Source organism: Microbacterium sp. EYE_78 (assembly GCF_023149035.1).
Lineage (GTDB): Bacteria > Actinomycetota > Actinomycetes > Actinomycetales > Microbacteriaceae > Microbacterium.
This window is the reverse complement of sequence record NZ_JAHXMY010000002.1, coordinates 653,627-678,039: the sequence shown is the minus strand read 5'-3', so window position 1 is coordinate 678,039 and position 24,413 is coordinate 653,627. Positions and strand designations below refer to the sequence as shown.

Here is a 24,413-nt window from a genome sequence, read left to right as displayed (position 1 = left end):
GGGCTCAGCTGCCGAATCGGCGATCGCGGTCGCCGAAATCGCGGATCGCGCGGAGGAAGTCGACCTCGCGCAGATCCGGACCGAGCGCCTCGACGAAGTAGAACTCGCTGTGCGCGGACTGCCACAGCAGGAAGTCGCTCAGCCGCTGCTCGCCCGACGTGCGGATGACCAGATCGGGGTCGGGCTGGCCACCCGTGTACAGGTGCTCGCCGATCTGCTCGGGCGTCAAGCTCTCGGCGAGCTCTTCGAGCGTGCCGCCGCTCTCCCGCTGCTTGGAGATGATCCGCCGCACCGCATCGACGATCTCGCCTCGACCGCCGTATCCCACCGCGAGGTTCACGTGCAGTCCGGCGTTCTCGCGGGTGCGCTCCTGGACGGTCCGCAGACTCATGGCCAGCTCGGGGGGGAGGATGTCCTGGCGACCGACGTGCTGCACGCGCCATCCCGGCTCGCGGGCGAGCGTCTGCGCCAGGTCGGCGATGATCTCGATCAGGTCCTCGAGCTCCTGGGAGTCGCGCTTGGTGAGGTTGTCGGTCGAGAGCAGGTAGAGCGAGACGACCTGGATGCCGAGCTCGTCGCACCAGCGCAGGAACTCGTGCATCTTCGCCGCGCCCGCACGGTGACCGTGCGACACCGTCGAGTAGCCGAGCTGTCGGGCCCAGCGGCGGTTGCCGTCGATCATCATCGCGACGTGGTGCGGCACGGTGCGCGCCTCGATCTCGCGACGCAGCCGGGAGCTGTAGAGCCGGTACAGCAGGCCCCGTCCCGGGGCGGCGGAGGCGCGGATCACGGACCTACGCTACCCCGCTCCCCCACCAGCCACACCGGCACGCCGTATGTGTCGCCAGGTATGGCCCGCCGCGTAGGCTCGACCCGTGACCCGTGACCCCGCACCCGACGGCTCGGAGATGCCCCAGCTGCCGCTCCTCGAGGCCGCGGCCGTCGATGCGCGCGCGGCCGAGATCAGGCCGACATGGCGCGGCTGGATCCACGCCGGCACGTTCCCCGTCGCCATCGCCGCGGGTGTCGTGCTGATCCTCCTCGCCGAGGGCACGCCGGGCAAGTGGGCGGCGGCCGTCTTCATGGCCACCTCGCTGCTGCTGTTCGGGAACTCCGCGCTGTACCACCGCTTCGACTGGGGGCCGCGGACGAAGATCGTGCTCAAGCGCATCGATCACGCCAACATCCTGCTGCTGATCGCCGGTACGTACACCCCGATCGCGACGCTCGCCCTCGACCCGGGCAAGGGCATGCTCCTGTTGATCCTCGTCTGGTCGGGGGCGCTGCTCGGCATCCTCTTCCGCGTCTTCTGGATCAATGCGCCGCGCTGGCTCTACGTCGCCCTGTACCTGCTGCTCGGGTGGGCGGCCGTCATGTACCTCGGCGACCTGCTGCGTGCGAGCGTCGCCATGATGGTGCTCGTCATCGTCGGCGGCCTGCTGTACACCGCCGGGGCGGTCATCTATGCGCTGAAGCGCCCCAACCCGTGGCCGGGCCACTTCGGATTCCACGAGATCTTCCACGTCTGCACGGTGCTGGCGTTCCTCTGCCACTGGACCGCGTGTCTGCTGATCTCGCTGCAGCCGCTCAGCCCCTCGTTGGGGATCCCGGGCTGAGGTCTCCGGCGGCGCCGTCGTCGGGCCCGGACTTCCCCGGTCCGTCGCCTTCGCGGCCCGCACGCTCTTCCTCGTCGAGCTGTTCGTTGACGTCGACGCGGTACTGCGCACGGCGGATGCGACGCAGCATGTCGAGGGCGAGCAGCACCACCACGACCGCGACGACGGCGATCCCGATGAAGCCCGCGATGCCAGGGGTCACGCTCTCCGGCGGCGGCGCCGTGGGCGTCGGCGTCGGGGTGACGGCGAGCCATCGCAGATCGGGCATGTGACCTCATTCCTCAGCCGAAGCGCATAGCCTGGAACTCCAGCCTAGATCGGATGCCGCATGACCCTGACCGACGTCGACCGCAAGCTCGCGGAGCGGTACGGCCGCAGTCGTCGCACCGGTCGTCGGATGCTCGGCTGGGTGGTCGTGGGCGTCCTCGCCGTGGGTGCCGTCGCCCTCCTCGGGTGGTCGACCCTCGCGAACGCGCTCAACTCCGTCGACGCCGACACGACGGCCTTCGCCCTGGTCGACGAGCGTGCTGTCGAGGTCACCTTCCAGGTGTCGGTGACCCCCGACACCGACATCGCCTGCGCGCTCGAGGCGCAGGATGCCGAGCACGGCATCGTCGGCTGGAAGGTCGTCGAGATCGCCGCATCCGCGGACCACACGCGCTCGCTGACGGAGCGGATCCCGACCGTCGCCGAAGCGACCACGGGTTTGGTCCGCTCCTGCTGGATCCCGTAGTCTGAGGGCTTCGCCCCGGTGCATCGCCGGGGCGTTCGGCTTATCCATCGACCGAACCCGGGAGATCACGTGTCCGAGACGTTCCTGACCCAGGAGGCCTACGACCGCCTCGCCGCCGAGCTCGAGGAGCTCTCGACGACGGGCCGCGAGGAGATCGCGAAGCGCATCGAGGCGGCTCGCGAAGAGGGCGACCTGAAGGAGAACGGCGGGTATCACGCCGCGAAGGACGAGCAGGGCAAGCAGGAGGCCCGCATCCGCACCCTCCAGCAGCTTCTCAAGGAGGCCAAGGTCAGCGAAGCCCCCGAGTCCGACGGCACCGTGCGGCCGGGGACCGTGGTCACCGCCACCGTCGCGGGGGGCGAGGAGCGGTTCCTGCTCGGCAACCGCGAGATCGGTGCGAACAGCGAGCTCGACGTCTACAGCGAGGCGTCCCCGCTCGGCGAGGCGATCATCGGTCTGCGCGAGGGCGCGACGACGACCTACACCGCGCCGAACGGACGCGAGATCTCCGTCGAGGTCATCAAGGTCGAGACCTACACCGGCCAGTAAAGAGCAGGCCGGTCAGCAAAGAGCAGGCCGGTCAATCCGGGAGCACGTGCGGTGCGTAGCCGGCCTCCTGCAGGATCTGCAGCACCTGCGCCCGGTGCTCCTCGCCCCGCGTCTCCACGCTGAGCTGCAGGATCACCTCGCTGATCTGCAGCCCCTGGCCGTGCCGGGTGTGGAGCACCTCGATGACGTTCGCGCCGACGACCGACAGCAGCTCCGAGACGCGTGCGAGCTGACCCGGACGATCCGGCAGCGGGATCTGCAGGGTCATGTAGCGGCCGGATGCCGCGAGCCCGTGGGCGATCACGCGCTGCAGCAGCAGCGGGTCGATGTTCCCTCCCGACAGGATCGCCGCAGTCGGACCGGACGAGCGCACCTTCCCCGTGAGGATCGCCGCGACGCCCACGGCGCCGGCCGGTTCGACGACCTGCTTGGCGCGTTCGATGAGCGTCAGGATGGCACGGGCGATGTCGTCGTCGCTCACGGTCACGACCTCGTCGAGGAGGTCGCGGATGATGGCGAACGGCACGGCCCCCGGCCGCTTCACGGCGATGCCGTCGGCGATCGTCGGCGTGGTGTCGGCATCCATCGGATGCCCCGCGGCGAGCGAGGGCGGATAGCCGGCCGAATTCTCGGCCTGGACACCGATCACCCTGACCGTGCGGCCCTCGGCGGCGGCGCGCGCCTTGACGGCAGCGGCCACGCCGGCGGCCAGTCCCCCGCCGCCGATGCCGACGACCACCGTCTCGAGTCCCGGGATCTGGTCCATCAGCTCGAGGCCGAGGGTGCCCTGCCCGATGACCACGTCGTGGTGGTCGTACGGCGGGATGAAGACCGCGCCGGTCCGCTCGGCGAACTCCTGGGCGAGGCGCAGCGGCGTCTCGAAGGTCGCACCCTCGAGGACGACGTCCGCGCCGTACCCGCGCGTCGCGAGGAGCTTGGGCACGGGCACACCCAGCGGCATGAAGATGGTCGCAGGGATGCCGAGGGTCTGCGCCCCCAGGGCGACGCCCTGTGCGTGGTTCCCGGCCGAGGCCGCCACGACGCCGCGGGCGCGTTCCTCCGCCGTCAACCGGGACAGGCGGTAGGTCGCCCCGCGGATCTTGAACGATCCTGTGCGCTGCAGGTTCTCGAGCTTCAGGTGCACCGGCGCGCCGAGGACTCCGGAGAGGAAGTCCGAGTCCTCCACGGGCGTCCGGGCGGCCACATCCGCCAACAATGCCGCGGCCCCCTCGAACTCGGCGAGCGTCGGGTGCACCGTCATCGTCTCCTCCGTCACGAGCGTCCCTTCCTGGTGCGAGGCACCGTGCTCCAGATGAGGTCGGCAGGGCCGGCATCCATCGGCTGCTCCCACCCCCGCCTGGACAGATACAGCCAGACGACGTTGACGAACGCCGCCAACGGCACCGCGAAGACGGCGCCGGCGATCCCCGCGACCATCGCCCCGCCGGCGACGACGAGGACGACGCCCAGCGGGTGGACCTTGACCGCGGAACCCATGAGCAGCGGCTGCAGGATGTGCCCTTCGACCTGCTGGACGGCCAGGACGATGATGAGCATCCACAGCGCGATGAACGGGCCGTTGTAGACGAGGGCGAGGAAGACCGCGAGTGCGCCCGTCAGCACCGCGCCGACGAACGGCACGAAGGCGCCGAGGAACACCAGCACGCCGATGGGCGCGGCGAGTGGGACGCCGAGCAGGAACGCGCCGAGCCCGATGCCGACGGCGTCGATCGTCGCCACGAGCAGCTGGGTCCGCGCGTAGTTCACGACCGTGCGCCATCCCGCACGGCCGGCGCCGTCGACGGCGTGACGCGCGCGCGTGGGGAACAGACGGACCGTCCATCGCCAGATGCCACCGCCGTCGGCCAGCGTGCAGATGAGGATGAAGAGGGTGAGCAGGATGCCGGTCGCGACGTGCCCGAGCGTCGAGCCGATCGCGAGCGCACCCGACCAGAGCAGCTGCGCCTGCTCCTGCAGGATGTCGAAGACCTGGTCGATCGCCGAGTCGATCTGGCCGCCGGTGAGATGCAGGGGACCCTGGATGAGGTAGTCGCGGAACTCTTGCAGCGCGGCGACGGTGCGATCCCGCACGGAGGCCGCCTGGAGGCTGATCTGCCAGATAGCGAGCCAGAGCAGACCACCGGCGATCACGAGCGTGAGGACGATGGACAGCAGCACGGCGACCCAGCGCGGCACCCGCCCGCGCAGCAGCAGACTGAAGAAGGGCCAGACGAGTGCGGTGACGAGGATCGCGGCCAGCAAGGGGATGATCAGCAGCTTGAGCTGTATCACCACCCAGACGAGGACGGCGATGGCTGCGGCGACCACGAGGAACCGCCACGCGTAGGCCGTCGCGATCCGAAGGCCCCTCGGCACGACCGCGGAGCCCTCTGTCGAGACGGTCCGCTGTCGGAGCGCATCGAGGAAGCCGCCGCGTGCGCGCTCCCCGCCCCCGCCCGCTGACTCGTTCAGAACTGGATCCGCGGCGGCTCGGCGATGGCCGCGCCGTCGACGACCTCGAAGAACTCCCGCTCGCTGAACCCGAGACGGCGGGCGAAGAGGTTGTTCGGGAAGACCTTGATCTTCGTGTTCAGTTCGCGCACGCCGCCGTTGTAGAACCGGCGGGATGCCTGGATCTTGTCCTCGGTGTCGACCACCGCCTGCTGCAGCTGGAGGAAGTTCTGGCTCGCCTGCAGTTGCGGGTATGCCTCCGCGACTGCGAAGAGGGACTTCAGGGCCTGTTGCATGTGGCCTTCGGCGACGCCGGCATCGGCGGGCGTCGAGGCGTTCAGGGTCTCGGCCCTCGCCTGCGTGACGTTCTCGAACACGGCCTTCTCATGCGCGGCGTATCCCTTCACCGTCTCGATGAGATTCGGCAGCAGGTCGGCCCGTCGCTTGAGCTGCACCGTGATGTCGCTCCACGCCTCGTCGACGCGCACAGCGAGGGAGACGAGCGAGTTGTAGGTGGCCCAGAGGTACACGCCGACGACGACCAACAGGGCGACGACGATCAGGACCGGGATGAGATATTCCATGACACTCCGATCGATAACCTGATCATCCTAACGATGCGGCCCCGTCCCGCGACGACCTCGGCGCAGTGTTCCCAGACGCCTCACACCGCGCGCAGTCCTACCGTCACGCAGATGTCGCCGCAAGCCCCCTCGACGCGACCCGTCGACGTCGCACACTGCCTCCTCGGCGCCGTCTCGCGCACGCTGCCGATCGCACGCGACCACTGTGGAGGACCCATGACCGCACCTGCACCCGCCGGCGACGACCCCCGCGGCGTGGCACCCGATGTGACGGCGATGCGCCGCGCCAAGCGGCCGAAGAGCGTCGTCGCCGGACCGTTCGGTCATCCGTTCCACGCGGTGGCGGTGACGATCCCGATCGGGGCGTGGTCTGCAGGGCTCGTCTTCGACCTGATCTCCTTCTTCGTGCCCGATCCAGAGCCCTACGTCGTGGGGGCCCGCGTGCTCGTCGTGATCGGCATCGTGGGAGCGATCGCGGCATCCGTCCTCGGGTTCCTCGACTTCCTGACGCTCGCGAAGGGCACGCGCGCGCGACGGACCGCCCTCGCGCACATGACGTGCAACACGGCGGCGCTCGTCCTGTTCGTCGTGAGCGCGGCGCTGCGGTTCGCGACGCCGAGCGAGGTGAACGTCGCCGCATTCGTGATCGGCGTAGTCGCCTTCGCGGGCGTCGGCGTGTCGGGGTGGCTGGGCGGCGAACTGGCGTACCGGTTCGGCGTCCGCGTCGCTGACGAAAGCGTGCAGGTCGAGGCGTTCCGCTGAGTGTCCGCAGGCGGGCGTAGGGTCGCGGTGTGACGGGTCTGCGCACGCACCGATACCTCCGCCTCGCGCTCGTGGGCGTCGTGCTCGCGCTGGCGGTCTCGATCCTCACCGAGGTCATCCGCTCGGGCGGGGTCGTCCTGCCCTCCCTCAGTGACTACTACTACACCCCCGCACGCGGGGTCTTCGTCGGGTCGCTGACGGCGGCGGGCGTTGCGCTGCTGGCGCTGTCGGGGCGCGACGCCGAATCCGTGTTCCTCGACATCGCCGCCGTGTTCGCCCCGCTGGTCGCGATCGTCCCGACCGGGTTCTCGGGCGCCGAGCGCATCCCGGTCGACGACCTCGCCGGTGTCCGCAACGGCGTCAGCGTCTACACCGCGGTCGTCGCCGTCCTGGTCGTCCTGGGCATCGTGCTCGCAGCATCCGGTCAGGTGCCGTGGCGGCGTCTGGCCGTGGTGGGCGGCATCGCCTCCGTCACCGCCACGACGCTGGCCGTCCTCGCCTTCTCGCCGGGGTCCGCAGGCGACTTCCCCTTCGTCGGCGGGTGGGATCTGCACTTCGTCGTCACCGTGGCGTTCTTCGCTGCCTTTGCGGCGGTGCCGGCAGTGACCGCGCTCCGCCGAGAGGGCGACGACCCCGGGAGTCGGATGATGCGGACGGTCCAACGTGTCGTGCCGGTCGTCATCGCGCTCGCACTGGCCGTCACGATCGTAGGCGCCGTCGCCGCGCGCGAATCGACGGTGGTCCTCATCGGGGAGAGCGTCGCGCTGACCTCGTTCGGCGCGTACTGGCTCGCGCAGACCATCGAACGCTGGGACGACGCGGACCCGCCCAGCATCATCGCACGGTGATCGCGGTGCCCCCACTGGGATTCGAACCCAGACTGAAGCGATTTTAAGTCGCCTGCCTCTGCCGTTGGGCTATGGGGGCGCGCCGGAGGCGCGCCCCCACGCTATGCCACGAGCTGGATCAGCTGGGGATGTCGACCTTGTTCGGCAGCTTCGGCGCGGGCGCCGGCTCTTCGACCGGGGCCGCCGGCCGCGGGCGTGCGGCGAACTCCTCGAACACGTACCGGGGGTTCTGCACGGTCTCCATCGAAACGTTGTCACGCCCGAGCCAGAAGTTCTGCCACCAGTCGCCGACGACGCGGAACTTGCGCTCGAAAGTCGGCATGGCGAGGCCGTGGTATCCGCGGTGGGCGATCCAGGCGAAGAAGCCCTTGATCGCCAGCTTGCCCGACTGGAACACACCGTTGTACAGACCGAGCCCGGCGACCGCGCCGAGGTTCTTGTGGAAGTACTCCTTCGGCTCCTCGCCGCGCAGGACGGCGACGACGTTCTTCGCGAGCAGCTTGCCCTGCCGGACCGCGTGCTGCGCGTTCGGGACGCAGAAGCCGCCGACGCCACCGCCGGTGAGGTCGGGGACGGCCGCGACGTCGCCGGCAGCCCAGGCGCCCTCGACGAATTCCTCGGGCGTGCCGACACGGAGGTCGGGACGGGCGCGCAGACGACCGCGCTCCTCGACGGGGAGGTCGCTCCCGCGCACCACCGTCGGGTTGGCCATGACGCCCGCCGTCCAGATGATGAGGTCGGTGGGGATCACCTGACCCGTCGAGAGCTCGACGTTGCCGTCGACCGCACCCTTGACCTGCGTGTCGAGGTGCACGAGGGCGCCGCGCTTGGCGAGGTCCTTCAGCACCCACTCGCTCGTCTTCAGCGACACCTCGGGCATGATGCGGCCCATCGCCTCGATGAGGTGGAAGTGGGTCTCGTCGAACGAGATGTTCTGGTAGTTCTTCAGCAGGGCGCTGGCGAAGGCCCGCGTCTCGGCGAAGACCTCGATGCCGGCGAAGCCGCCGCCGACGACGACGACGGTCAGGAGACGCTCGCGCTCGGGGCCGGCGGGCAGGTTCGCGGCGCGGTCGAAGTTGGTGAGGATGCGGTCGCGGATCGCGACGGCCTCTTCGATCGTCTTGAGACCGATGGCGTTGTCGGCGATGCCGGGGATCGGGAAGGTGCGCGAGACGGCGCCGGCGGTGACGACGATCTGGTCGTATTCCTCCTGCCAGGGCTCGCCGACCTCGGGGGTGATCGTCGCGGTCCGGGCGGCGTGGTCGATGCCGGTCACCTTGGCGATGACGACGCGCGTGCGCTTCAGGTGACGGCGGAGACCGACGACGACGTGACGCGCCTCGATCTCGCCCGCCGCGACCTCGGGGAGGAACGGCTGGTAGGTCATGTACGGCAGCGGGTCGACGATGGTGACCTCGGCCTCGCCGCGACGGAGGTGCTTCTCGAGCTTCCACGCCGTGTAGAAGCCGGCGTAGCCCCCTCCGACGACCAGGATCTTGGGCACAGTGGTAGTCACGGTCGGAAGAACTCCTTGATTCAACGGCTCGGCGGTCGCGGGGTGCGCGCCGATCGGATGCGCCGGGCAGCAGCGGTGACCCCGAGCACGATCAGTATAGTCCCCAGGCTCAGGACCACGAGCGGCACCGTACCGTATCGCAGCGTCTCGGGACTCGGGAGGAGGGCGGATTGCCCGCCGCTCGGCGGTTCGGCCTCGGGCAGAGGCGCCACCGTGACCGGTGTCGGCGTGGGACTCGGGGCCGGCGTGGACTCCGCGCGTCGATACAGGCGTATCCACTCCCGCAGATCGCCCATCGGGTTCTCCTCGACGATCGCGACCGGGCGGGTCACGGCGGCGGCGGCATCGACCAGGCCGTACCCGTAGAGCACATCCGGCGTGGACTTCGCGCGTGCGGGCTTCGTCGCCGTCGAGACGATCCGGTTGATGACATTCGCGGCATCCAGGTCGGGATGTGCCGCCCTGACCAGCGCGGCGATCCCGGCGACGATGGGCGCGGCGCCGCTCGTGCCCTCCCAGACGACCAGGTCGCCGTTCGCGGACACGCCCAGGAGTTCCTCGCTGGGCGCGGAGACGCCGATCGTGATGCCCTGGGTCGACGCCGAGTTGCTGGCACGCCGGTCGCGGTCGACGCCGCCCACCGTGAGGACGCCCGGAATCGTGGCGGGTGCGCCGACTTCTTCGGTGCCACTCTCGCGATTGCCCGCGGCGACGATCACCACCGCATCGTGATCGAAGGCGTAGAGGAAGGCGTCGTCCCAGGACCGATCCCAATCCAGCGTGTTGGTGGTGAACGAGAGGTTGATGACGTCGGCGCCGTGATCCACCGCCCAGCGGATCGCTTCGGCGACCTGATCGACGAACGGGACGGTGGCATCCTTCCCGAACCCGATGGACAGGGAGAGCAGATCCGCTTCAGGCGCGACACCCACCATCCCCTTCCCGGAGCCGGTCCCCCGCCCGGCGGCGAGGGATGCGACCCATGAGCCGTGATCGGCGTCGCCGTCGCCGATCGGGGTGCGCCCGTCCGGGGTGCCGACACCCGAGAAGTCCGCACCGCCGACGACCGCCCCATCGAGCTCGCGAGGGCCGCGGCCGACCCCGGTGTCGATGACCGCGATGGTCGTCCCCTCGCCCTTCGTGGTCTTCCAGGCGTCGGTGACCCCGTACTCGTCGAGCCAGTACTCCATGTTGCGGACGGGGTCGACCGCGGGCGCGGAAGGCGCCGGCGTCGCCGCGGACAGCAGCGCGCTCGCGGTGATGAGCGCCGCCGCCACAGCCCCGCGGGCGGGTCTCATCCGCGGGACCCCGGATCCGCGCACGTGCAGCGCTCGGGCGACCAGTCACCGCGGCGCAGGGCGAGGTCGCCGATCGGGTTGACGCCTGGCCCTGCCGCGAGCGAGTGGGCCGCGAGCGCGTGGAGGCACTTCACGCGCGTCGGCATGCCGCCCGCCGAGATGCCTGCGATCTCGGCGACCTCGCCGTGGACCTCCCGGTCGTCGAGGTAGGCGCGGTGCGCCTCGGCGTACTGCGCAGCGACCTCCTCATCGGTCTCCAGCAGCTCGGCGAATTCGCGCATCACCTGGGTGGCTTCCAGCGCCGACATCGCGGCCGTCGCACCGGGATGGGTGAGGTAATAGAACGTGGGGAAGGGCGTGCCGTCCGGCAGCCGCGGCTCGGTCGCCACGACGGTCGGGTTGCCGCACACGCAGCGGGCCGCGATCCCGATGACGCCGCGCATCGGCCGCCCGAGCTGCGCACGCATGGTGTCGTGGTCGGCAGGGGTGGCGGGCGTGAGTGTCGGGTGGGGCACCGCTCAAGGGTACCGGCCGCATCCGCGCCGGTCTGGACGTCAGCCGGGTGAGACCGTCCGCGCGAGGCCCGCCTCGGTCACGGAGCGCAGCAGTTGCGTCATCCAGTCGGTGCGGGTCTCCTGGACGTCCTTGCTGACCGGTCGATCCTCGGGCGTGATCGTGTCCGCGGGGAGGTCGTCGGCGACCAGATAGACGACCTCACCGGGCTTGCGGTAGTAGAGCCGCTCGCGAGCCTGCGCGACGATGTACGCCTCATCGCGCCACTGCTCCCGCTCCGTCGTCAGCGCGTCGATCTCCTCCTGCGTGGCCTGCACGTCGTGCTGCAGTGCGGCGATCTGCTGGCGCTGTTCGACGTAGGTCCCGACCGTCGGCACCAGCACGAAGGCGGCGAGGACCACGAGTCCGAGCATGATCCCCATGAACCCACTCAGCCGCACGCCCCCGACCCAGTCGCTGACGTCGACCCGCCGGTGACCGGATGCCGCGGCGTCCGAAGAGCGGGAACGAGAAGGGGGAGCCGTCGGTCGGTCCACGGCTCCCCCTCTCGTTCGTCGATCTGCGTGCGGTGCGCGCTCCGGCCTCAGGCGCCGAAGCGCGGGAACGCGGCGGCGCCGATGAACTCGGCTGCCTCGCCCAGGTCTTCCTCGATGCGCAGAAGCTGATTGTACTTCGCGACGCGCTCGCTCCGAGCGGGCGCGCCCGACTTGATCTGACCCGAGTTGACGGCGACGGCGAGATCGGCGATCGTCGTGTCCTCGGTCTCACCGGAGCGGTGCGACAGCATCGTGGTGTACCCGGCGCGGTGCGCGACGTCGATCGCGTCGAGCGTCTCGCTGAGCGTGCCGATCTGGTTCACCTTGACGAGGAGCGAGTTCGCCGCACCCCGCTTGATGCCGTCCGACAGACGCTGGGGGTTGGTGACGAAGAGGTCATCGCCGACGAGCTGCACCTTCTTGCCGAGACGCTCGGTCAGTGCGGTCCAGTTCTCCCAGTCGTCCTCGGCGAGCGCGTCCTCGATCGTGACGATCGGGAACGAGTCGACGAGGTCGGCGTAGTAGTCGACCAGCTGCTCGGCGGTCCAGTCCTTGTTCTCGAGGCGGTAGACGCCGTCGGAGAAGAACTCGGTCGCAGCGACGTCGAGGCCCAGCGCGATCTGCGAACCGGGGGTGAAGCCGGCCTTCTCGATCGCCTTGACGAGGAAGTCGAGGCCCTCGCGGTTGCTGGGGAGGTCGGGGGCGAAGCCGCCCTCGTCGCCGAGCCCGGTGGCGTAGCCGGCGGCCTGCAGTTCCTTCTTCAGGACCTGGTAGACCTCGGCGCCCCAGCGCAGCGACTCGGAGAAGGTCTCGGCGCCGATGGGTGCGAGGAAGAACTCCTGCATGTCGATGCCGTTGTCGGCGTGCTCGCCGCCGTTGATGACGTTGAACAGCGGCACGGGCAGGACGCGCGCGTTGGGTCCGCCGAGGTAGCGGTAGAGCGGGAGGTCGGCGCTGTCGGCGGCGGCCTTGGCGACCGCGAGCGAGACGCCGAGGATGGCGTTCGCGCCGGTGCGCGACTTGTTCTCGGTGCCGTCGGTCTGGATGAGGACCTCATCGATGAGACGCTGCTCGCTGGCCTCGAGGCCCTCGATGGCGGGGCCGAGCTCGTCGATGACGGCGTTCACGGCCTTCAGGACGCCCTTGCCGCCGTAGCGGCTCTTGTCGCCGTCGCGGAGCTCGTACGCCTCGAAGGCGCCGGTGGACGCGCCGGAGGGGACGGCTGCGCGCTGGACGATGCCGTCGTCGAGCAGAACCTCCACCTCGACGGTCGGGTTGCCGCGCGAGTCCAGGATCTCGCGTGCGCCTACTGCCTCGATCAATGCCACGGGGGTGTCTCCTTGCTTGTGGAGGATGGAACGGGAGCGTCGTCGGTCCGCCTCAGAGTCTAGTGAGGCGAGGGATGCCGCACAGGACGCCGCGTCAGACGACGAGCGCGAGGGCGATGCCGTCCCACCCCTTGCGGTCGAGCGTCTGCAGCGCGGTCGCCTCGAATCGGGGGTCGTCGCGCAGCATCGCGAGCCCTGCGCGCACGCCGTCGACCTGCGCCCCGGCATCCGTTTCCACGACCTTGCCCGAGCGGACGACGTTGTCGACGACGACCAGGGTGCCGGGGCGCCCGAGACGAGCAGCCCAGTCGAGGTAGAGCGTGTTCGACTCCTTGTCGGCGTCGATGAAGACCAGGTCGAACGGCTCCCCAGCCTCGAGCGACGGCAGCACGTGCTCGCCCCGCCCCTCCCGGACGTCGACCCTCTCGCTCAGCCCGGCGCGATCGAGGTTCCGACGGGCGACGGCGGCGTTGTGCGGTTCGGCTTCGATCGTGACGACGCGGCCGTCGACGGGCAGGGCGCGTGCGAGCCAGATGGTCGAGTAGGCCCCGAGCGTACCGATCTCGAGCACGCGGCGCGCTCCGACGAGTCGGGCGAGGAGGTGGAGGAGTTTGCCGTTCAGCGGCGCGACCTCGATCTCGGGAAGCCCCTCCGAGGCAAGCGAGGCGATGGAGGCATGCAGCGCGTCGTCCTGCGCCACGAGCGTGTCGGTGAGGTAGTCGTCGACGGCGCGCCAGCGCTCGGGTGTCGGGTGGTCCATTCGGCCACTCAATCGCGTGCCGCGCCGGGCGTCAACGCCGCGTAGGCGCACAGGAGGCCCGCCGCCGTGGCCGCGTCATCGACCGTCACCGTCACGGATCGGCCGTCGCGCCGGCGCACGAGCAGCCCCTCGCCCGCCCGGAGGACGACACCGAAGCGGCCGTCGGGGCCCCAGCGCAGTCCCCAGCCGCCGAACTCGGCCATCGGGGCGACCTGGACGACCTCTGCCGAGGCCACCTCGGCGAGGGGCACGTGCACGCGAGGCCACCCCAGTGCGGAGGTGACGAGCAGGCCGTCCGGGTCCACCCGGACGTGGAAACGGGTGTTCGCCAGCACCGACAGGGCGAGCACCGCGGTGGCCGCGACACCGATCCAGGTGGCGACGGCGCTCCCCGTGGTGAGCAGCGCGACCACGGTCAGCGCCGTGAGCGCAACCGTGCTGAGCAGGAGGATCCGACCGGAGCGGGCGAGGACGGCCCGCTGCATCCACACGACGCGCTCACCCGGTGTGATCGGCACCGTCGGCACGACTGCGGACGGCGTGGGTCGCCACGGGACGTGCGGCTGGAATCCCCACCCGCCGATGCCCGCCAGCGTCGCCGCACCCAGGAGCGCCGGGATCAGCAGCGTCGGGAGCGCGCTCTGGGACGCGTCGGTGGAGCCGGTCTGCAACGCGATGGTCGTCGCACCGAGGGACGCGACCAGCACGGCGACCCCGAGCGCGACGCCGCCGAGGACACGGAAGGTCGACCCGTGGTCGCCCCGGCGGAGCGCACCGATGCACGTCGCGAACAGGAGCACCGGCAGACCGAGGCCCAGCAGGGTCGTGGCCAGCGGGACGGTCCAGGCCGGGCTGAAGCCGTCGGCGACGCCGTCCCAGGACCAGTGGGTGGCGACGACGGCGGGGACCCGCGGCAGGAGCACCACCTGCAGCAGGACGGATGCCGCGACGATCGCGGCGGGCAGGAGCAGCCCTGCGACGGTGAAACGCCGACGGACGGTTCGCAGGATGTCAGTGGTCACGGGCGGCCTCCTTGACGAGGGCGGAGAGGGTGTCGGGCGAGATGCCGGCGGCGCGCGCGGCGCGGACGAGGCGGTCGATGTCGGCGCGCAGGTGGGCCAGCGCCCCGCCGGCGGCGGTGACGACGGCGCCGCGGCCCCGCCGCAGATCGACGAGACCTTCGTCGCGGAGATCCTGGTAGGCGTGGAGGACGGTGTGGAGATTCACCCGTAGCGCCTCGGCGACGTCTCGGGCAGCCGGCAGTCGTTCGCCTTCGACGACGCGACCGGCGATGATCTCCGCACGTACCGCACCGGCGATCTGCGCGAACAGCGGTTGCGCGCTCTGGGAGTCGACACGGATGAGCATGCAGTAATTATAGCGCAACTATAACTATGGAATTACGGCGTTTTCCTCCGTGCGTTAGCCTTCCGGCCGTGACCTCCCCCGCTCTGTCCCGCCGGCTCGGACTCCGGGATGCCGTCGCCATCGGACTTGCCGCGATGATCGGGGCCGGGGTGTTCTCCGCCTTCGCCCCGGCGGCGGCAGCGGCGGGCTCGGGCATCGTCGTCGCCCTGCTCCTCGCCGGTATCGTCGCCCTCGGCAACGCGACGTCGACGGCGCAGCTCGCCGCCGTGCATCCGACCTCGGGCGGTGTCTACGCCTACGGCCGCTCGGAGCTCGGACCGTGGTGGGGTTTCCTGGCGGGGTGGGGATTCGTCATCGGCAAAACGGCCAGCTGTGCCGCGATGGCGCTCACGGTCGCCGCCTATATCGCGCCGGCCGGGTGGGAACGCCCCACCGCGATCGTCGCCGTCCTGCTGCTCGGAACGGTGAACCTCTTCGGCATCACGCGGACCGCTCGGCTGGCCCGGATCCTGCTCCTGGTCACCTTGCTCGCGCTGACCGTGGTCGCCGTCGCCGGCGCCACGGCGTTCGATCCGGACCGCATCTGGGGCGACGGCATCCTCGCCCACGGGCCGCTCGGCGTCCTCCAGGCGGCGGGCCTGCTGTTCTTCGCCTTCGCCGGCTACGCGCGCATCGCCACGCTCGGCGAGGAGGTGCGCGACCCCGCTCGCACCATCCCGCGAGCGATCGTCATCGCTTTCTCCATCGCCTTCGCGGTCTACGCGATCCTCGGCGTGCTCGCCCTCGCCGCGCTGGGCCCCGGCGGCCTGGCCGCGTCGGACGCCCCCCTGGCGGCGACCGTGCAGGCCGCGGGATGGGATGCCGCCGTCCCCGTGGTCCGCATCGGGGCGGCAGCGGCATCCCTCGGCGCCCTCCTCGCCCTGATCGCGGGCATCGGTCGCACCGTGTTCGCGATGGCACGCGAAGGCGACCTCCCCCGCCCGCTCGCTGCGGTGCATCCGCGTCGGCAGGTGCCGCACCGCGCCGAGATCGTCGTCGTCGGCGTCGTGGTCGTCGTCTGCGCGCTCGGCGACATCCGCGGCGCCATCGGGTTCTCGTCGTTCGGCGTCCTGCTGTACTACCTCGTCGCGAACATCGCGGCCTTCCGGCAGCGCGGGTCGGCGCGGCGGTATCCGCGCTGGCTGCAGATCGTCGGAGGGGTGGGCTGCGCAGCGCTGATCGTCACCCTGCCGTGGCCGTCGGTGCCGGCGGGTGTCGGTGTGCTCCTGGTCGGCGCGGGCTACCGGGCGCTGCGGCGTCGCCGCGACCGTCGCTGAGCGCGTCGACCACCGCAGGAAGGAGCGCTTCGGCCGTCCGCCGGTAGCCCAGTGCGCTCGGGTGGAACCGGTCGAGGCTGAACATGCCGTCCGGATCGATGTGGAAGAACGGTCCGACCGCGCGCCGGAGCGACACCACGCGCGCACCCGCCTGCGACGCCTGCGCAGCCTGCGCCTCGGCCAGCTGCCGCGACAGACGCGACCCGATGCCCCGCAGCGGCTGCGGGACCGCGCGGAGCGCGCCCAGATCCGGGCAGGTGCCGACGACGACCGCTGCGCCGACGCCCCGCATCCGATCGATCGCCGCACGCAGCGCCGCCGTCGCGGCGGCGACGGGCACGCGATGCGTCACATCGTTGCCGCCGACGATGATGACCACCACGTCGGGGCGGTAGTCCCGAGGCAGTCCGTCCAGCTGCGCCGCGAGGTCCGACGACTCCGCGCCCACGACGGCTGCGGTCCGCAGACGCACCGGCCGGCCGAGGTGCCCGGCGAGGGCTTTCGCGAGGCGGCCGCCGAGCGTGTCCTTCCGCCGCGTCGCACCCAGACCCGCAGCGATCGAGTCGCCGACCAGCAGGAGGTCCACAGGATCGCCCGGCTGCCCCGCACGCCAGACCCGGTCGGCGTCGACGGCGTCCTCGCCGAGCGGCTTGCCGATGCGTCGACGTGCGATCGCCGCCTGCCGGTCGAGCCCGGCGCGCGCACCCGCGATCGCGAGGCCCGCCGCGACGGCGGTCAGCAGGAGCGGGCGGGTGATGGCGCGGTTCGGCATGGCACCACCCGACACCGATCCGGTGAACAGCCGGTGACGCCCGTCAGTTGGTCGCCGGGGCCCGGAGTGCGTCGACCGCGGCGGCGATGCGCTTCTCCCGCGTCTCGGGACGCTTCGCGTCGGCGACCGACCGCGCCATCTCCTTGCGCCGGGACGGCGCGAGCGCGTCGAATGCTGCGCGCACCTGCGGCTCGGCGTCCAGCGCGACCGCGAGATCGTTCGGCACGTCGACAGCGCGCTCGTCGACATCCAGCTCGATCGCGGCGTCGACCTCGTCCCCGATCTCGACGCCGAGCTCGGCTCGGGCGGCCTTGGACATCCCGATGAGGTTTTTCCCCGCCATCACGCCGAGACGCAGGCGCGCCGTGCGTCCGGCGATCGTCACGCGGAGGGCCGCGCGCTTGCCGCCGCCGAGCTCCTCGACCTGCTCGTCGGTCAGCTCGATCGCGGTCGCGGGCCCGTTCCGGGGCAGCACCGTGTGCACGTGGAGCGTCATGATGCTCGCACGCTAGCAGCGGCGCGCGGGGTCACGACAGAGGACGCGGCTCGAGCGAGTCGGCGGTCGTCTCCGCCGTCACGGTCGCGAAGGACGTGTACCCGTCCGCGGCGGACCGCTCCAGCAGCCCCTTCAGGTTCTTCGTCCGCTGCTCCAGCCGCACGCGCGCCCCCCGCGCCACGAGTGCCGCCTTGAGGCCGGCGAGCTGCGCGACGCTGACATCGCGGTCGGCGATGAGGACGACGGCGGATGCCGCGGCATCCGTCTGCGCGTCGACGAGGTCCACGAGCCGCTCGAAGCCGATCGAGAAGCCGGCCGCAGGGACGTCCTGCCCCAGGAACCGACCGATCATGCCGTCGTAGCGGCCGCCGCCGCCCAGCGAGTACGGCACGGACGGGTGCGCGAGCTCGTAGATCGTCCCGGTGTAGTACCCCATCCCCCGGACCAGGAACGGGTCGAAGCGCAGCGGGACGTCCGTGGTCGCTCGCGCTGCCGCGACCGCGTCCCCGATCCCGGCCAGGTCGGCGACGACCTCGTCGGGGATGCCGTCGGGCAGGGCCTTGCGGATGTGCGCCTCGCCGAAGGGCAGGTATTCCTTCGTCTGCGGGCGCGTCAGGTACCTCTCGAACGCCTCGACGGCGCGCTTGTCGGCGCCCCGCTCCCGGAGCTCGGCGACGACCCCGGCCGGCCCCACCTTGTCGAGCTTGTCGATCGTGATGAGGACCCCGGCGCGGTCCGCCTCGGCGAAACCGAAGACGGCGAGCATCGCATCCAGGGCGCGCCGGTCGTTGATGCGGATCGTCCCGCCCTCGAGGCCCAGCGCGTCGAGCACGTCGAGGCTCGCGACGAGCAGCTCGACCTCGGCACGCGAGGTCGCGTCGCCGATGATGTCGATGTCGCACTGCACGAATTGGCGGTAGCGCCCCTTCTGCGGGCGCTCGGCGCGCCACACGGGAGCGATCTGGATGGCGCGGAACACCGAGGGGAGCTGGCCGCGGTTGGTCGCGTAGAAGCGGGCCAGCGGGACGGTCAGGTCGTAGCGCAAGCCGAGGTCCGACAGCGCGGCCGGGTCGTCCGCGGCATCCCGGATCGCGTCCGCGTCGAGCCCGCGGCGCAGGACGTTGAAGGCGAGCTTCTCGTTGTCGCCGCCGATGCCCGCGTGCAGGCGCTCGTAGTCTTCGACGACGGGCGTCTCGATCTCGTCGAATCCGTGCGCGCGGTAGCGGTCGCGGATGACGGCGAGCACACGCTCACGGCGGGCCTTGTCGGCGGGGAGGAAGTCGCGCATGCCGCGCGGCGGGTTCACGGAGGGCACGGTCCCAGTCTCGCAGACCTGCGCCGTCGCCCCGGGGCGCTCCCGCCCCGGGGCGGCGGCGCCCCGACGGTCAGCCCGCCTCGGCGGCGTGCACCTCTGCGGTGCGGATCTCGGCGGCGAGCGCTCGCAGTCGGAGCCGCAGCGCACGCTCGGCGTCCCACCCCTCCGCCCGCGCGCGGACGACGAGCTCCAGCAGCGCATCGCCGAGCTCCGCCTCGTTCGCGAGGGTGTCTGCGGCCGGCGGCGTCACCCCGACCTGCGCCGCCTTGCCGACCATCTTCTGCGCGAGCGCGAGCGAGGGCATGTGCATCGACACGCCGTCGAGCACGCTCGTGCGGGCGCGCTTCTCGGCCGCCTTCGCCGCGTTCCAGTGGACCAGCACCTCGTCGGGCGTCGTCGCGACGGCGTCGCCGAACACGTGCGGATGACGGCGCACCATCTTCTCGGCGAGCCCCTCGGCGACGTCGTCGATGTCGAACGGATCGACCTCGGCGCGCGAGGCGATCTCGGCGTGGAACAGCACCTGCCACAGCAGGTCGCCGAGCTCCTCGCGGAGGTCCGCACGCGTCCCCGCCTCGATCGCGTCGACGAGCTCGGCCGCCTCCTCCTGCAGGTACGGCACGAGGTCGGCATGCTCGATCTGCTGCGTCCAGACGCACCGGTCGCGCACGGCGCGCATCGTCTGCACCGCGTCGCGGAGGTGGTCGGGACGCGGGGGCACAGGCTGGTCCGTCATGACGGACACGATACGAGGGATGCCGCCCGCCGGCGTCCGAGCTGATGCCGACGTGCGTTCAGCCCGCCGGCCGATCGCGCGCGTGGCGGGCCAGCGCCGATCCGTAGCGCTCCGTGAGCTGGACCATCAGGTCCGGGGTGTCCCGGTCCAGACCGAAGACGAACCCCGGGAAGTCCAGGTCGTGCTGCAGCTCCCAGATGCGGTCGTGGCGTTCCGGCGGAAGGATCTCGGCCGGGTCCCCCACAGCCACCCACCCGATCGGCACGACCGACTCCTCGGGGAGCACCGTCCGCAGGTGCACGACGCCGTTCACCCGCACCTCGCTCCGGGCCCCGATGCGGGCGCCGTTGAACGTGCGGGTGCCCGTGGCGAGGAACACCTCGTCGGCGATCGTGGCGCCCGCGACGCTCGCCAACGGCCCGACGAGCACGTGCGAACCGATGCGGACCGGGTGTGCGCCGCTCGCGCGGACGAGCGCGTTCTCCATCACGATCACGTGGTCGCCGAGCGTGACCGGGCCGCCCTCCGCGGTGATGACGGCGCCGTGGAGCACCTGGCATCCGTCGCCGATCGTCACGTCCCCCGAGATGACGGCGGACGGCGCCACGACCGCACCGGGATGGATCCGGGGCGAGGCGCCCAGGTGCTCGTACAGCATGGACGGGCCTCCTGCCGGCTGCCGCCGGGACGGTCCCGGCGTCGGGTTTCGGCCGAGCATAGGGTAGGACGGTGACCCCCGCCACCACTGCACCGGGTCCCGCCGCGCCAGCGAGCGCCGCCCGTGTCTCCACCCTGACCCTCGCCACCTTCGTCATCGGTTCGATGGTCGGTGCGGGCGTGTTCTCGCTCCCGTCGACCTTCGCCGCATCCACCGGTGTCGCAGGAACGCTCGTCGCCTGGGCGGTCGCCGGCACCGGGATGCTGATGCTCGCCCTCGTCTTCCACCGGCTGGCGATCCGGCGTCCCGATCTCGACGCCGGCATCTTCAGCTACGCCAAGGCGGGCTTCGGGAACTACGTCGGGTTCTTCGCAGCGTTCGGCTACTGGGCGAGCGCCTGCGTCGGCAACGTCTTCTACTGGGTGTTCATCACCGGGACCCTCGGCCAGGTGTTCCCTCCCTTGGGTGAGGGCAACACACCGCTCGCCGTCGGGATCTCCTCCATCGGGATCTGGCTCTTCACCGCCCTCATCCGCCGCGGCGTCCGTGAGGCCGCGGCGATCAATCGGATCGTCACGATCGCCAAGACGCTGCCCATCGTCGTCTTCGTCGTCCTGTGCCTCACCGTCTTCGACCCGGCCGTCTTCGCCGCCAACTGGGCAGGCGACGCGTCCACCGGCCTCGGCGAGCAGATCCGGACGACGATGCTCGTGACGGTCTTCGTCTTCATCGGGATCGAGGGGGCGAGCGTCAATTCGCGGCACGCACGCCGACGCTCCGATGTCGGTCGAGCCACCGTGCTCGGGTTCCTCAGCGTGCTCGCCGTCTTCGCCTCGGTGACCGTGGTCTCCTACGGCGTGCTCCCGCGCGCCGAGATCGCCGCGCTCCGTCAGCCCTCGATGGGCGGCGTCCTCGAGGCAGCGGTCGGCGGCTGGGGCGCCACGTTCGTCGGCGTCGGGCTCATCGTCGCGGTCCTCGGCGCCTACCTCGCGTGGACCCTCATGGCGGCCGAGGTCCTGCTGTCGGCGGCTCGGGCAGGCGACCTGCCCGCATTCCTGCGTCGCACGAACGCGCGGGACACTCCCACCGGCGCCCTGACGATGTCGTCGGTGCTCGCGCAGGTCATGCTCCTCGTCGTCCTCTTCGCCGAGAACGCCTTCGACGCCGCGCTCGAACTCACCAGCGCCCTCGCCCTGATCCCGTTCTTCCTCTCGGCCGCCTACGCCCTGAAGCTCGCGATCCAGGACGGGCGCGCAACCCGCCCGGGCGACGCGGTCATCGCCCTCCTCGCCTCGGTCTACACGCTCTACCTGCTGTGGGCGGCCGGCGCGACGTACCTGCTGCTGTGCCTGGTCATCATCGTCCCGGGGACCATCCTGTTCGCGATCGGTCGACGACAGCAGCGCAGCCGCGTCTTCGCACCGCTCGAGTGGGTGCTGTTCGCCGTCGCCGCCGCGGGAGCCGTCACCGCCGTCGTCCTGATCGCGACGGGTGCGATCGCCCTGTGACGCCGCGCGCGGGGCGTCATGTGGAAAGGAGGCCCCGCCAGACTCGCTAACGTGAAACGGTGCACGAACCGACCCCCACCGAAGCCATCGATCTCGTCGGCCGGTACGAGGCTGAGCAGGAGATCCCCGAGCGGATGCGCGCCGACGTGCGCACCCTCGGCGCCCTGCTCGGGCGCGTCCTCCGCGAGAGCGGCTCCCCCGGCCTGTTCGAGGACGTCGAGCGCCTGCGCGTCGCGACGATCCAGGCCTACACCGATCCGACCGCCGAGGCCTTCGCCCGCGCCGCATCCATCGCCGACGCCTTCACGCTCGAGCGCGCGGACGAGGTGGCCCGGGCGTTCACCTGCTACTTCCACCTCGTGAACCTGGCCGAGGAGCATCAGCGGGTGCGCATTCTGCGCGAGCGGAGCGGTGGAGCCGGTTCCTCCGACGCCGGGGATTCCCTTACGGCCGCCTACCGGCAGCTCTCGGACGAGATCGGCGATGACTCCGCGCTCGCGCGCCTCCAGGGTCTGCGCTTCCACCCCGTGTTCACGGCCCACCCGACCGAGGCCCGTCGACGTGCGGTGTCCTCGAGCATCCGTCGCCTCGCCGACCTGCTGCGTGAACGCGACGCCTCCGACGCCGAGAGCGCCGATCGCAGGCGCGCCGAGCGCCGCATGCTCGAAGAGGTCGACACCCTGTGGCGCACCGCGCCGCTGCGCCCCGAGAAGCCGTCCCCCACCGACGAGGTCCGCACCGTCATGGGGATCTTCGACGAGACGCTCTACACCTCGATCCCGCACGTCTACCGCCGCATCGACGACGCGCTGCAGGGCGAGGATGCCGGTGCTCGCCCGCCGCTCGTGCGACCGTTCGTGCGCATCGGCTCCTGGGTCGGCGGCGACCGCGACGGCAACCCGTTCGTCACGGCCAAGACCACGCGCAAGGCCGCGGCCATCGCGAGCGAGCACATCCTCCTCGGCCTGGAGCGCACCGCGAACCGTGTCGGCCGCACGCTCACCCTCGACGCCGAGTCGACGCCGCCGAGCAGTGAGCTGCTCGGGCTCTGGCACCGTTTGAAGGATGCCGACGAGGACGCGGCGGCGGAGATCGCCAAGCGCTCGCCCAACGAGCCGTACCGCCGGATCGTCCTGCTGCTGGCGCGGAAGATCGCGGCCACCCGCACCCGCAACGCGGACCTCGCCTACCGGGACCCCGAGCACCTGCTCGCCGACCTGCGGGTCCTGCAGGACTCGCTCGTCGCCGCGCACGCACCCCGGCAGGCCTACGGGCACCTGCAGCAGCTCATCTGGCAGGTGGAGACCTTCGGCTTCCACCTGGCCGAGCTCGAGGTGCGACAGCACTCCGCCGTGCACGCCAAGGTGCTCGCCGAGCTGGAGGCCGGCGGCGGCCGTTCCGAGCTCGCCGACGAAGTCCTCGAGGTGTTCCGGACGATCGCCTTCCTCCAGGAGCGCTACGGCCCTCGCGCCGCCGGACGCTACATCGTCTCGTTCACCCAGTCCGCGGGCGACCTCGCCGCCGTCCACGCGCTCGCCCGGCACGCGGTCGGTCCCGACGGCACGCCGCCGGTCCTCGACGTCATCCCGCTGTTCGAGACCTTCGCCGACCTGCAGGCCGCCCCCGGCATCCTCGCCGAGATCGTCGACCACCCGGCGTTCGCGTCCCGACTGGATGCCACCGGCCGCCGCCTGGAGGTCATGCTCGGCTACTCCGACTCGTCGAAGGACGTGGGCCCCGTCGCCGCGAACCTCGCGCTCTACGAGGCGCAGGCCCAGATCTCGGCGTGGGCCGTGCGGCAGGGCATCGAGCTGACCCTCTTCCACGGCCGCGGAGGCGCGCTCGGGCGCGGCGGCGGACCCGCGAACTCGGCGATCCTGGCGCAGCCGCCGCATTCGGTCGACGGCCGGTTCAAGCTCACCGAGCAGGGCGAGGTCATCTTCGCGCGGTACGGCGACCCCGCGATCGCGATGCGGCACATCGACCAGGTCGCCGCGGCGACCCTGCTCGCGTCCGCACCGTCGATCGAGGAGCGCAACCGCTCGGCCGCCGAGCGGTTCGCGGAGGTCGCCGGTGTCATGGACGCGGCGTCGCGGGAGCGGTTCTTCTCCCTCGTGAAGGCTCCCGGGTTCGCGCCGTGGTTCGCCCAGGTGACGCCGATGGAGGAGATCGGCCTGCTCGCCCTCGGGTCGCGTCCGGCGCGCCGCGGCCTCTCCGTCGAGTCGCTGGAGGACCTCCGGGCGATCCCGTGGGTCTTCGCCTGGACGCAGGCGCGCATCAACCTGGCCGGCTGGTTCGGGTTGGGGACCGCGCTCGACGCCGTCGGCGACGAGGCGACGCTGCGGCGCGCCTACGACGAGTGGCCGCTGTTCCGGACCCTCATCGACAACGTCGCGATGAGCCTCGCGAAGACCGACGATCGGATCGCCCGGCACTACCTCGAACTCGGCGACCGCGACGACCTCGCTGCGCTCGTGCGCGACGAGATGGCCCTCACGCGCGACTGGGTGGTCCGCCTCACGGGCGGCACGGAGCTGCTCGCGAACCGTCCGGTACTCGGCCGCGCGGTCAAGATGCGGAGCCCGTACGTCGACGCCCTGTCGCTGCTGCAGCTGCGGGCGCTCCGCGGCATCCGCGAGACGCAGGCGGGCGGTCAGGTCGACCCCGACCTGCAGCGTCTGCTGCTGCTGTCGGTCTCGGGTGTGGCTGCGGGACTGCAGAACACCGGCTGACACCCGGCATCCGTCCGC

26 protein-coding genes and 1 tRNA gene are annotated in these 24,413 nt (G+C 71.3%); 8 read left to right on the top strand and 19 right to left on the bottom strand.

Annotation, left to right across the window (positions count from 1 at the left end):
• Nucleotides 1–4: 4 nt before the first annotated feature.
• The gene (locus KZX17_RS10310) at nucleotides 5–790 is read right to left on the bottom strand and encodes an isoprenyl transferase (RefSeq protein WP_248172881.1); all 786 of its coding nucleotides are present in this window, start codon (nucleotides 788–790) and stop codon (nucleotides 5–7) included.
• A gap of 118 nt (nucleotides 791–908) precedes the next feature.
• Between KZX17_RS10310 and KZX17_RS10305 the strand changes: the two genes are divergently transcribed.
• Nucleotides 909–1,616, top strand: a complete 708-nt coding sequence (locus KZX17_RS10305; protein ID WP_248174808.1) for a hemolysin III family protein — start codon at nucleotides 909–911, stop codon at nucleotides 1,614–1,616.
• Here the strand turns inward: KZX17_RS10305 and KZX17_RS10300 are convergent.
• Nucleotides 1,588–1,884: a hypothetical protein gene (locus KZX17_RS10300; protein WP_248172880.1), complete on the bottom strand. Its 297-nt coding sequence runs from the start codon at nucleotides 1,882–1,884 to the stop codon at nucleotides 1,588–1,590. The two genes, KZX17_RS10305 and KZX17_RS10300, sit on opposite strands and share 29 nt — an antisense overlap.
• A gap of 60 nt (nucleotides 1,885–1,944) precedes the next feature.
• Here KZX17_RS10300 and KZX17_RS10295 point away from each other — a divergent pair, with 60 nt between their 5' ends.
• Together KZX17_RS10295 and greA are read left to right on the top strand one after the other, a co-directional pair.
• Nucleotides 1,945–2,349, top strand: coding sequence for a DUF4307 domain-containing protein (locus tag KZX17_RS10295; protein ID WP_248172879.1), 405 nt, complete (start codon nucleotides 1,945–1,947; stop codon nucleotides 2,347–2,349).
• Between the two features lie 69 nt (nucleotides 2,350–2,418).
• Nucleotides 2,419–2,898 carry a transcription elongation factor GreA gene (greA, locus tag KZX17_RS10290; RefSeq protein WP_248172878.1) on the top strand — a complete coding sequence of 160 codons (480 nt, stop codon included), beginning with the start codon at nucleotides 2,419–2,421 and terminating at the stop codon, nucleotides 2,896–2,898.
• Nucleotides 2,899–2,929: 31 nt separating this feature from the next.
• Here the strand turns inward: greA and ilvA are convergent, their stop codons facing one another.
• From ilvA to KZX17_RS10275, 3 genes are read right to left on the bottom strand one after another with little or no spacing between them, the layout of a single operon-like run.
• Nucleotides 2,930–4,159: a threonine ammonia-lyase gene (ilvA, locus tag KZX17_RS10285; protein WP_248174805.1), complete on the bottom strand. Its 1,230-nt coding sequence runs from the start codon at nucleotides 4,157–4,159 to the stop codon at nucleotides 2,930–2,932.
• Nucleotides 4,160–4,170: 11 nt separating this feature from the next.
• Entirely contained in the window at nucleotides 4,171–5,370 is a 1,200-nt protein-coding gene (locus KZX17_RS10280) for an AI-2E family transporter (RefSeq protein ID WP_248174803.1), read from the bottom strand.
• The gene (locus KZX17_RS10275; RefSeq protein WP_248172876.1) at nucleotides 5,367–5,933 is read right to left on the bottom strand and encodes a LemA family protein; all 567 of its coding nucleotides are present in this window, start codon (nucleotides 5,931–5,933) and stop codon (nucleotides 5,367–5,369) included. The genes KZX17_RS10280 and KZX17_RS10275 overlap by 4 nt, the downstream gene beginning before the upstream one ends.
• Before the next feature lie 216 nt (nucleotides 5,934–6,149).
• Here KZX17_RS10275 and KZX17_RS10270 point away from each other — a divergent pair, with 216 nt between their 5' ends.
• Both KZX17_RS10270 and KZX17_RS10265 read left to right on the top strand, forming a co-directional pair.
• Complete coding sequence (locus KZX17_RS10270; RefSeq protein ID WP_248172875.1) at nucleotides 6,150–6,695, top strand: DUF2231 domain-containing protein; 546 nt, start codon at nucleotides 6,150–6,152, stop codon at nucleotides 6,693–6,695.
• Between the two features lie 29 nt (nucleotides 6,696–6,724).
• Entirely contained in the window at nucleotides 6,725–7,543 is an 819-nt protein-coding gene (locus KZX17_RS10265) for a hypothetical protein (protein ID WP_248172873.1), read from the top strand.
• 6 nt (nucleotides 7,544–7,549) lie between these two features.
• Here KZX17_RS10265 and KZX17_RS10260 read toward each other — a convergent pair.
• The 9 genes from KZX17_RS10260 to KZX17_RS10220 form a co-directional block, all read right to left on the bottom strand.
• Nucleotides 7,550–7,622: transfer RNA gene (locus tag KZX17_RS10260), tRNA-Leu, on the bottom strand.
• Between the two features lie 39 nt (nucleotides 7,623–7,661).
• A complete protein-coding gene (locus tag KZX17_RS10255; protein WP_248172871.1) occupies nucleotides 7,662–9,047 on the bottom strand; it encodes an FAD-dependent oxidoreductase in 1,386 nt (461 codons plus the stop codon).
• A gap of 32 nt (nucleotides 9,048–9,079) precedes the next feature.
• Complete coding sequence (locus KZX17_RS10250; protein ID WP_248172867.1) at nucleotides 9,080–10,357, bottom strand: S8 family serine peptidase; 1,278 nt, start codon at nucleotides 10,355–10,357, stop codon at nucleotides 9,080–9,082.
• The gene (locus KZX17_RS10245; RefSeq protein ID WP_248174801.1) at nucleotides 10,354–10,824 is read right to left on the bottom strand and encodes a DUF501 domain-containing protein; all 471 of its coding nucleotides are present in this window, start codon (nucleotides 10,822–10,824) and stop codon (nucleotides 10,354–10,356) included. Before KZX17_RS10245 ends, KZX17_RS10250 begins: the two co-directional genes overlap by 4 nt.
• Before the next feature lie 87 nt (nucleotides 10,825–10,911).
• The gene (locus KZX17_RS10240; RefSeq protein ID WP_248172865.1) at nucleotides 10,912–11,406 is read right to left on the bottom strand and encodes a septum formation initiator family protein; all 495 of its coding nucleotides are present in this window, start codon (nucleotides 11,404–11,406) and stop codon (nucleotides 10,912–10,914) included.
• A 47-nt stretch (nucleotides 11,407–11,453) separates the two neighbouring features.
• Nucleotides 11,454–12,734 carry a phosphopyruvate hydratase gene (eno, locus tag KZX17_RS10235; RefSeq protein WP_248172862.1) on the bottom strand — a complete coding sequence of 427 codons (1,281 nt, stop codon included), beginning with the start codon at nucleotides 12,732–12,734 and terminating at the stop codon, nucleotides 11,454–11,456.
• Between the two features lie 94 nt (nucleotides 12,735–12,828).
• Nucleotides 12,829–13,494, bottom strand: coding sequence for an O-methyltransferase (locus KZX17_RS10230; RefSeq protein ID WP_248172860.1), 666 nt, complete (start codon nucleotides 13,492–13,494; stop codon nucleotides 12,829–12,831).
• A gap of 8 nt (nucleotides 13,495–13,502) precedes the next feature.
• The gene (locus tag KZX17_RS10225; protein WP_248172857.1) at nucleotides 13,503–14,516 is read right to left on the bottom strand and encodes a DUF1648 domain-containing protein; all 1,014 of its coding nucleotides are present in this window, start codon (nucleotides 14,514–14,516) and stop codon (nucleotides 13,503–13,505) included.
• On the bottom strand, nucleotides 14,506–14,862 hold the full coding sequence (locus KZX17_RS10220; RefSeq protein ID WP_248172854.1) for a GntR family transcriptional regulator: 357 nt from the start codon (nucleotides 14,860–14,862) through the stop codon (nucleotides 14,506–14,508). The genes KZX17_RS10225 and KZX17_RS10220 overlap by 11 nt, the downstream gene beginning before the upstream one ends.
• Before the next feature lie 68 nt (nucleotides 14,863–14,930).
• Here KZX17_RS10220 and KZX17_RS10215 point away from each other — a divergent pair, with 68 nt between their 5' ends.
• Nucleotides 14,931–16,178, top strand: a complete 1,248-nt coding sequence (locus tag KZX17_RS10215) for an APC family permease (RefSeq protein WP_374107949.1) — start codon at nucleotides 14,931–14,933, stop codon at nucleotides 16,176–16,178.
• Here KZX17_RS10215 and KZX17_RS10210 read toward each other — a convergent pair.
• The 5 genes from KZX17_RS10210 to KZX17_RS10190 all read right to left on the bottom strand — a co-directional run bounded on the left by KZX17_RS10210 (nucleotide 16,084) and on the right by KZX17_RS10190 (nucleotide 20,155).
• Nucleotides 16,084–16,950: an SGNH/GDSL hydrolase family protein gene (locus tag KZX17_RS10210; protein WP_248172844.1), complete on the bottom strand. Its 867-nt coding sequence runs from the start codon at nucleotides 16,948–16,950 to the stop codon at nucleotides 16,084–16,086. The genes KZX17_RS10215 and KZX17_RS10210 overlap by 95 nt on opposite strands.
• 43 nt (nucleotides 16,951–16,993) lie before the next feature.
• Nucleotides 16,994–17,446 (bottom strand): YdeI/OmpD-associated family protein, encoded by a 453-nt coding sequence (locus KZX17_RS10205; RefSeq protein ID WP_248172842.1) that lies wholly within the window; start codon nucleotides 17,444–17,446, stop codon nucleotides 16,994–16,996.
• Nucleotides 17,447–17,477: 31 nt separating this feature from the next.
• Nucleotides 17,478–18,734, bottom strand: a complete 1,257-nt coding sequence (locus KZX17_RS10200; protein ID WP_248174799.1) for a HisS family protein — start codon at nucleotides 18,732–18,734, stop codon at nucleotides 17,478–17,480.
• A gap of 97 nt (nucleotides 18,735–18,831) precedes the next feature.
• Entirely contained in the window at nucleotides 18,832–19,497 is a 666-nt protein-coding gene (locus tag KZX17_RS10195; protein ID WP_248172840.1) for a MazG family protein, read from the bottom strand.
• A 58-nt stretch (nucleotides 19,498–19,555) separates the two neighbouring features.
• Complete coding sequence (locus KZX17_RS10190) at nucleotides 19,556–20,155, bottom strand: gamma carbonic anhydrase family protein (protein ID WP_248172838.1); 600 nt, start codon at nucleotides 20,153–20,155, stop codon at nucleotides 19,556–19,558.
• 71 nt (nucleotides 20,156–20,226) lie between these two features.
• On the opposite strand from KZX17_RS10190, the gene KZX17_RS10185 reads away from it, so the two are divergent.
• The gene (locus KZX17_RS10185; protein WP_308194577.1) at nucleotides 20,227–21,663 is read left to right on the top strand and encodes a basic amino acid/polyamine antiporter; all 1,437 of its coding nucleotides are present in this window, start codon (nucleotides 20,227–20,229) and stop codon (nucleotides 21,661–21,663) included.
• 59 nt (nucleotides 21,664–21,722) lie between these two features.
• Complete coding sequence (locus KZX17_RS10180) at nucleotides 21,723–24,395, top strand: phosphoenolpyruvate carboxylase (protein ID WP_248172836.1); 2,673 nt, start codon at nucleotides 21,723–21,725, stop codon at nucleotides 24,393–24,395.
• The last annotated feature ends 18 nt before the right edge of the window (nucleotides 24,396–24,413 follow it).

What these genes read in the sequence shown, in the direction of transcription:
- KZX17_RS10305 (WP_248174808.1), top strand. Translation starts at nt 909, where the DNA reads ATGCCCCAGCTGCCGCTCCTCGAGGCCGCGGCCGTCGATGCGCGCGCG.
- KZX17_RS10300 (WP_248172880.1), bottom strand. Translation starts at nt 1,884, where the DNA reads ATGCCCGATCTGCGATGGCTCGCCGTCACCCCGACGCCGACGCCCACG.
- KZX17_RS10295 (WP_248172879.1), top strand. Translation starts at nt 1,945, where the DNA reads ATGACCCTGACCGACGTCGACCGCAAGCTCGCGGAGCGGTACGGCCGC.
- ilvA (WP_248174805.1), bottom strand. Translation starts at nt 4,159, where the DNA reads ATGACGGTGCACCCGACGCTCGCCGAGTTCGAGGGGGCCGCGGCATTG.
- KZX17_RS10275 (WP_248172876.1), bottom strand. Translation starts at nt 5,933, where the DNA reads ATGGAATATCTCATCCCGGTCCTGATCGTCGTCGCCCTGTTGGTCGTC.
- KZX17_RS10270 (WP_248172875.1), top strand. Translation starts at nt 6,150, where the DNA reads ATGACCGCACCTGCACCCGCCGGCGACGACCCCCGCGGCGTGGCACCC.
- KZX17_RS10250 (WP_248172867.1), bottom strand. Translation starts at nt 10,357, where the DNA reads ATGAGACCCGCCCGCGGGGCTGTGGCGGCGGCGCTCATCACCGCGAGC.
- KZX17_RS10245 (WP_248174801.1), bottom strand. Translation starts at nt 10,824, where the DNA reads ATGCGTGCGCAGCTCGGGCGGCCGATGCGCGGCGTCATCGGGATCGCG.
- KZX17_RS10230 (WP_248172860.1), bottom strand. Translation starts at nt 13,494, where the DNA reads ATGGACCACCCGACACCCGAGCGCTGGCGCGCCGTCGACGACTACCTC.
- KZX17_RS10220 (WP_248172854.1), bottom strand. Translation starts at nt 14,862, where the DNA reads ATGCTCATCCGTGTCGACTCCCAGAGCGCGCAACCGCTGTTCGCGCAG.
- KZX17_RS10210 (WP_248172844.1), bottom strand. Translation starts at nt 16,950, where the DNA reads ATGCCGAACCGCGCCATCACCCGCCCGCTCCTGCTGACCGCCGTCGCG.
- KZX17_RS10205 (WP_248172842.1), bottom strand. Translation starts at nt 17,446, where the DNA reads ATGACGCTCCACGTGCACACGGTGCTGCCCCGGAACGGGCCCGCGACC.
- KZX17_RS10200 (WP_248174799.1), bottom strand. Translation starts at nt 18,734, where the DNA reads ATGCGCGACTTCCTCCCCGCCGACAAGGCCCGCCGTGAGCGTGTGCTC.
- KZX17_RS10195 (WP_248172840.1), bottom strand. Translation starts at nt 19,497, where the DNA reads ATGACGGACCAGCCTGTGCCCCCGCGTCCCGACCACCTCCGCGACGCG.
- KZX17_RS10190 (WP_248172838.1), bottom strand. Translation starts at nt 20,155, where the DNA reads ATGCTGTACGAGCACCTGGGCGCCTCGCCCCGGATCCATCCCGGTGCG.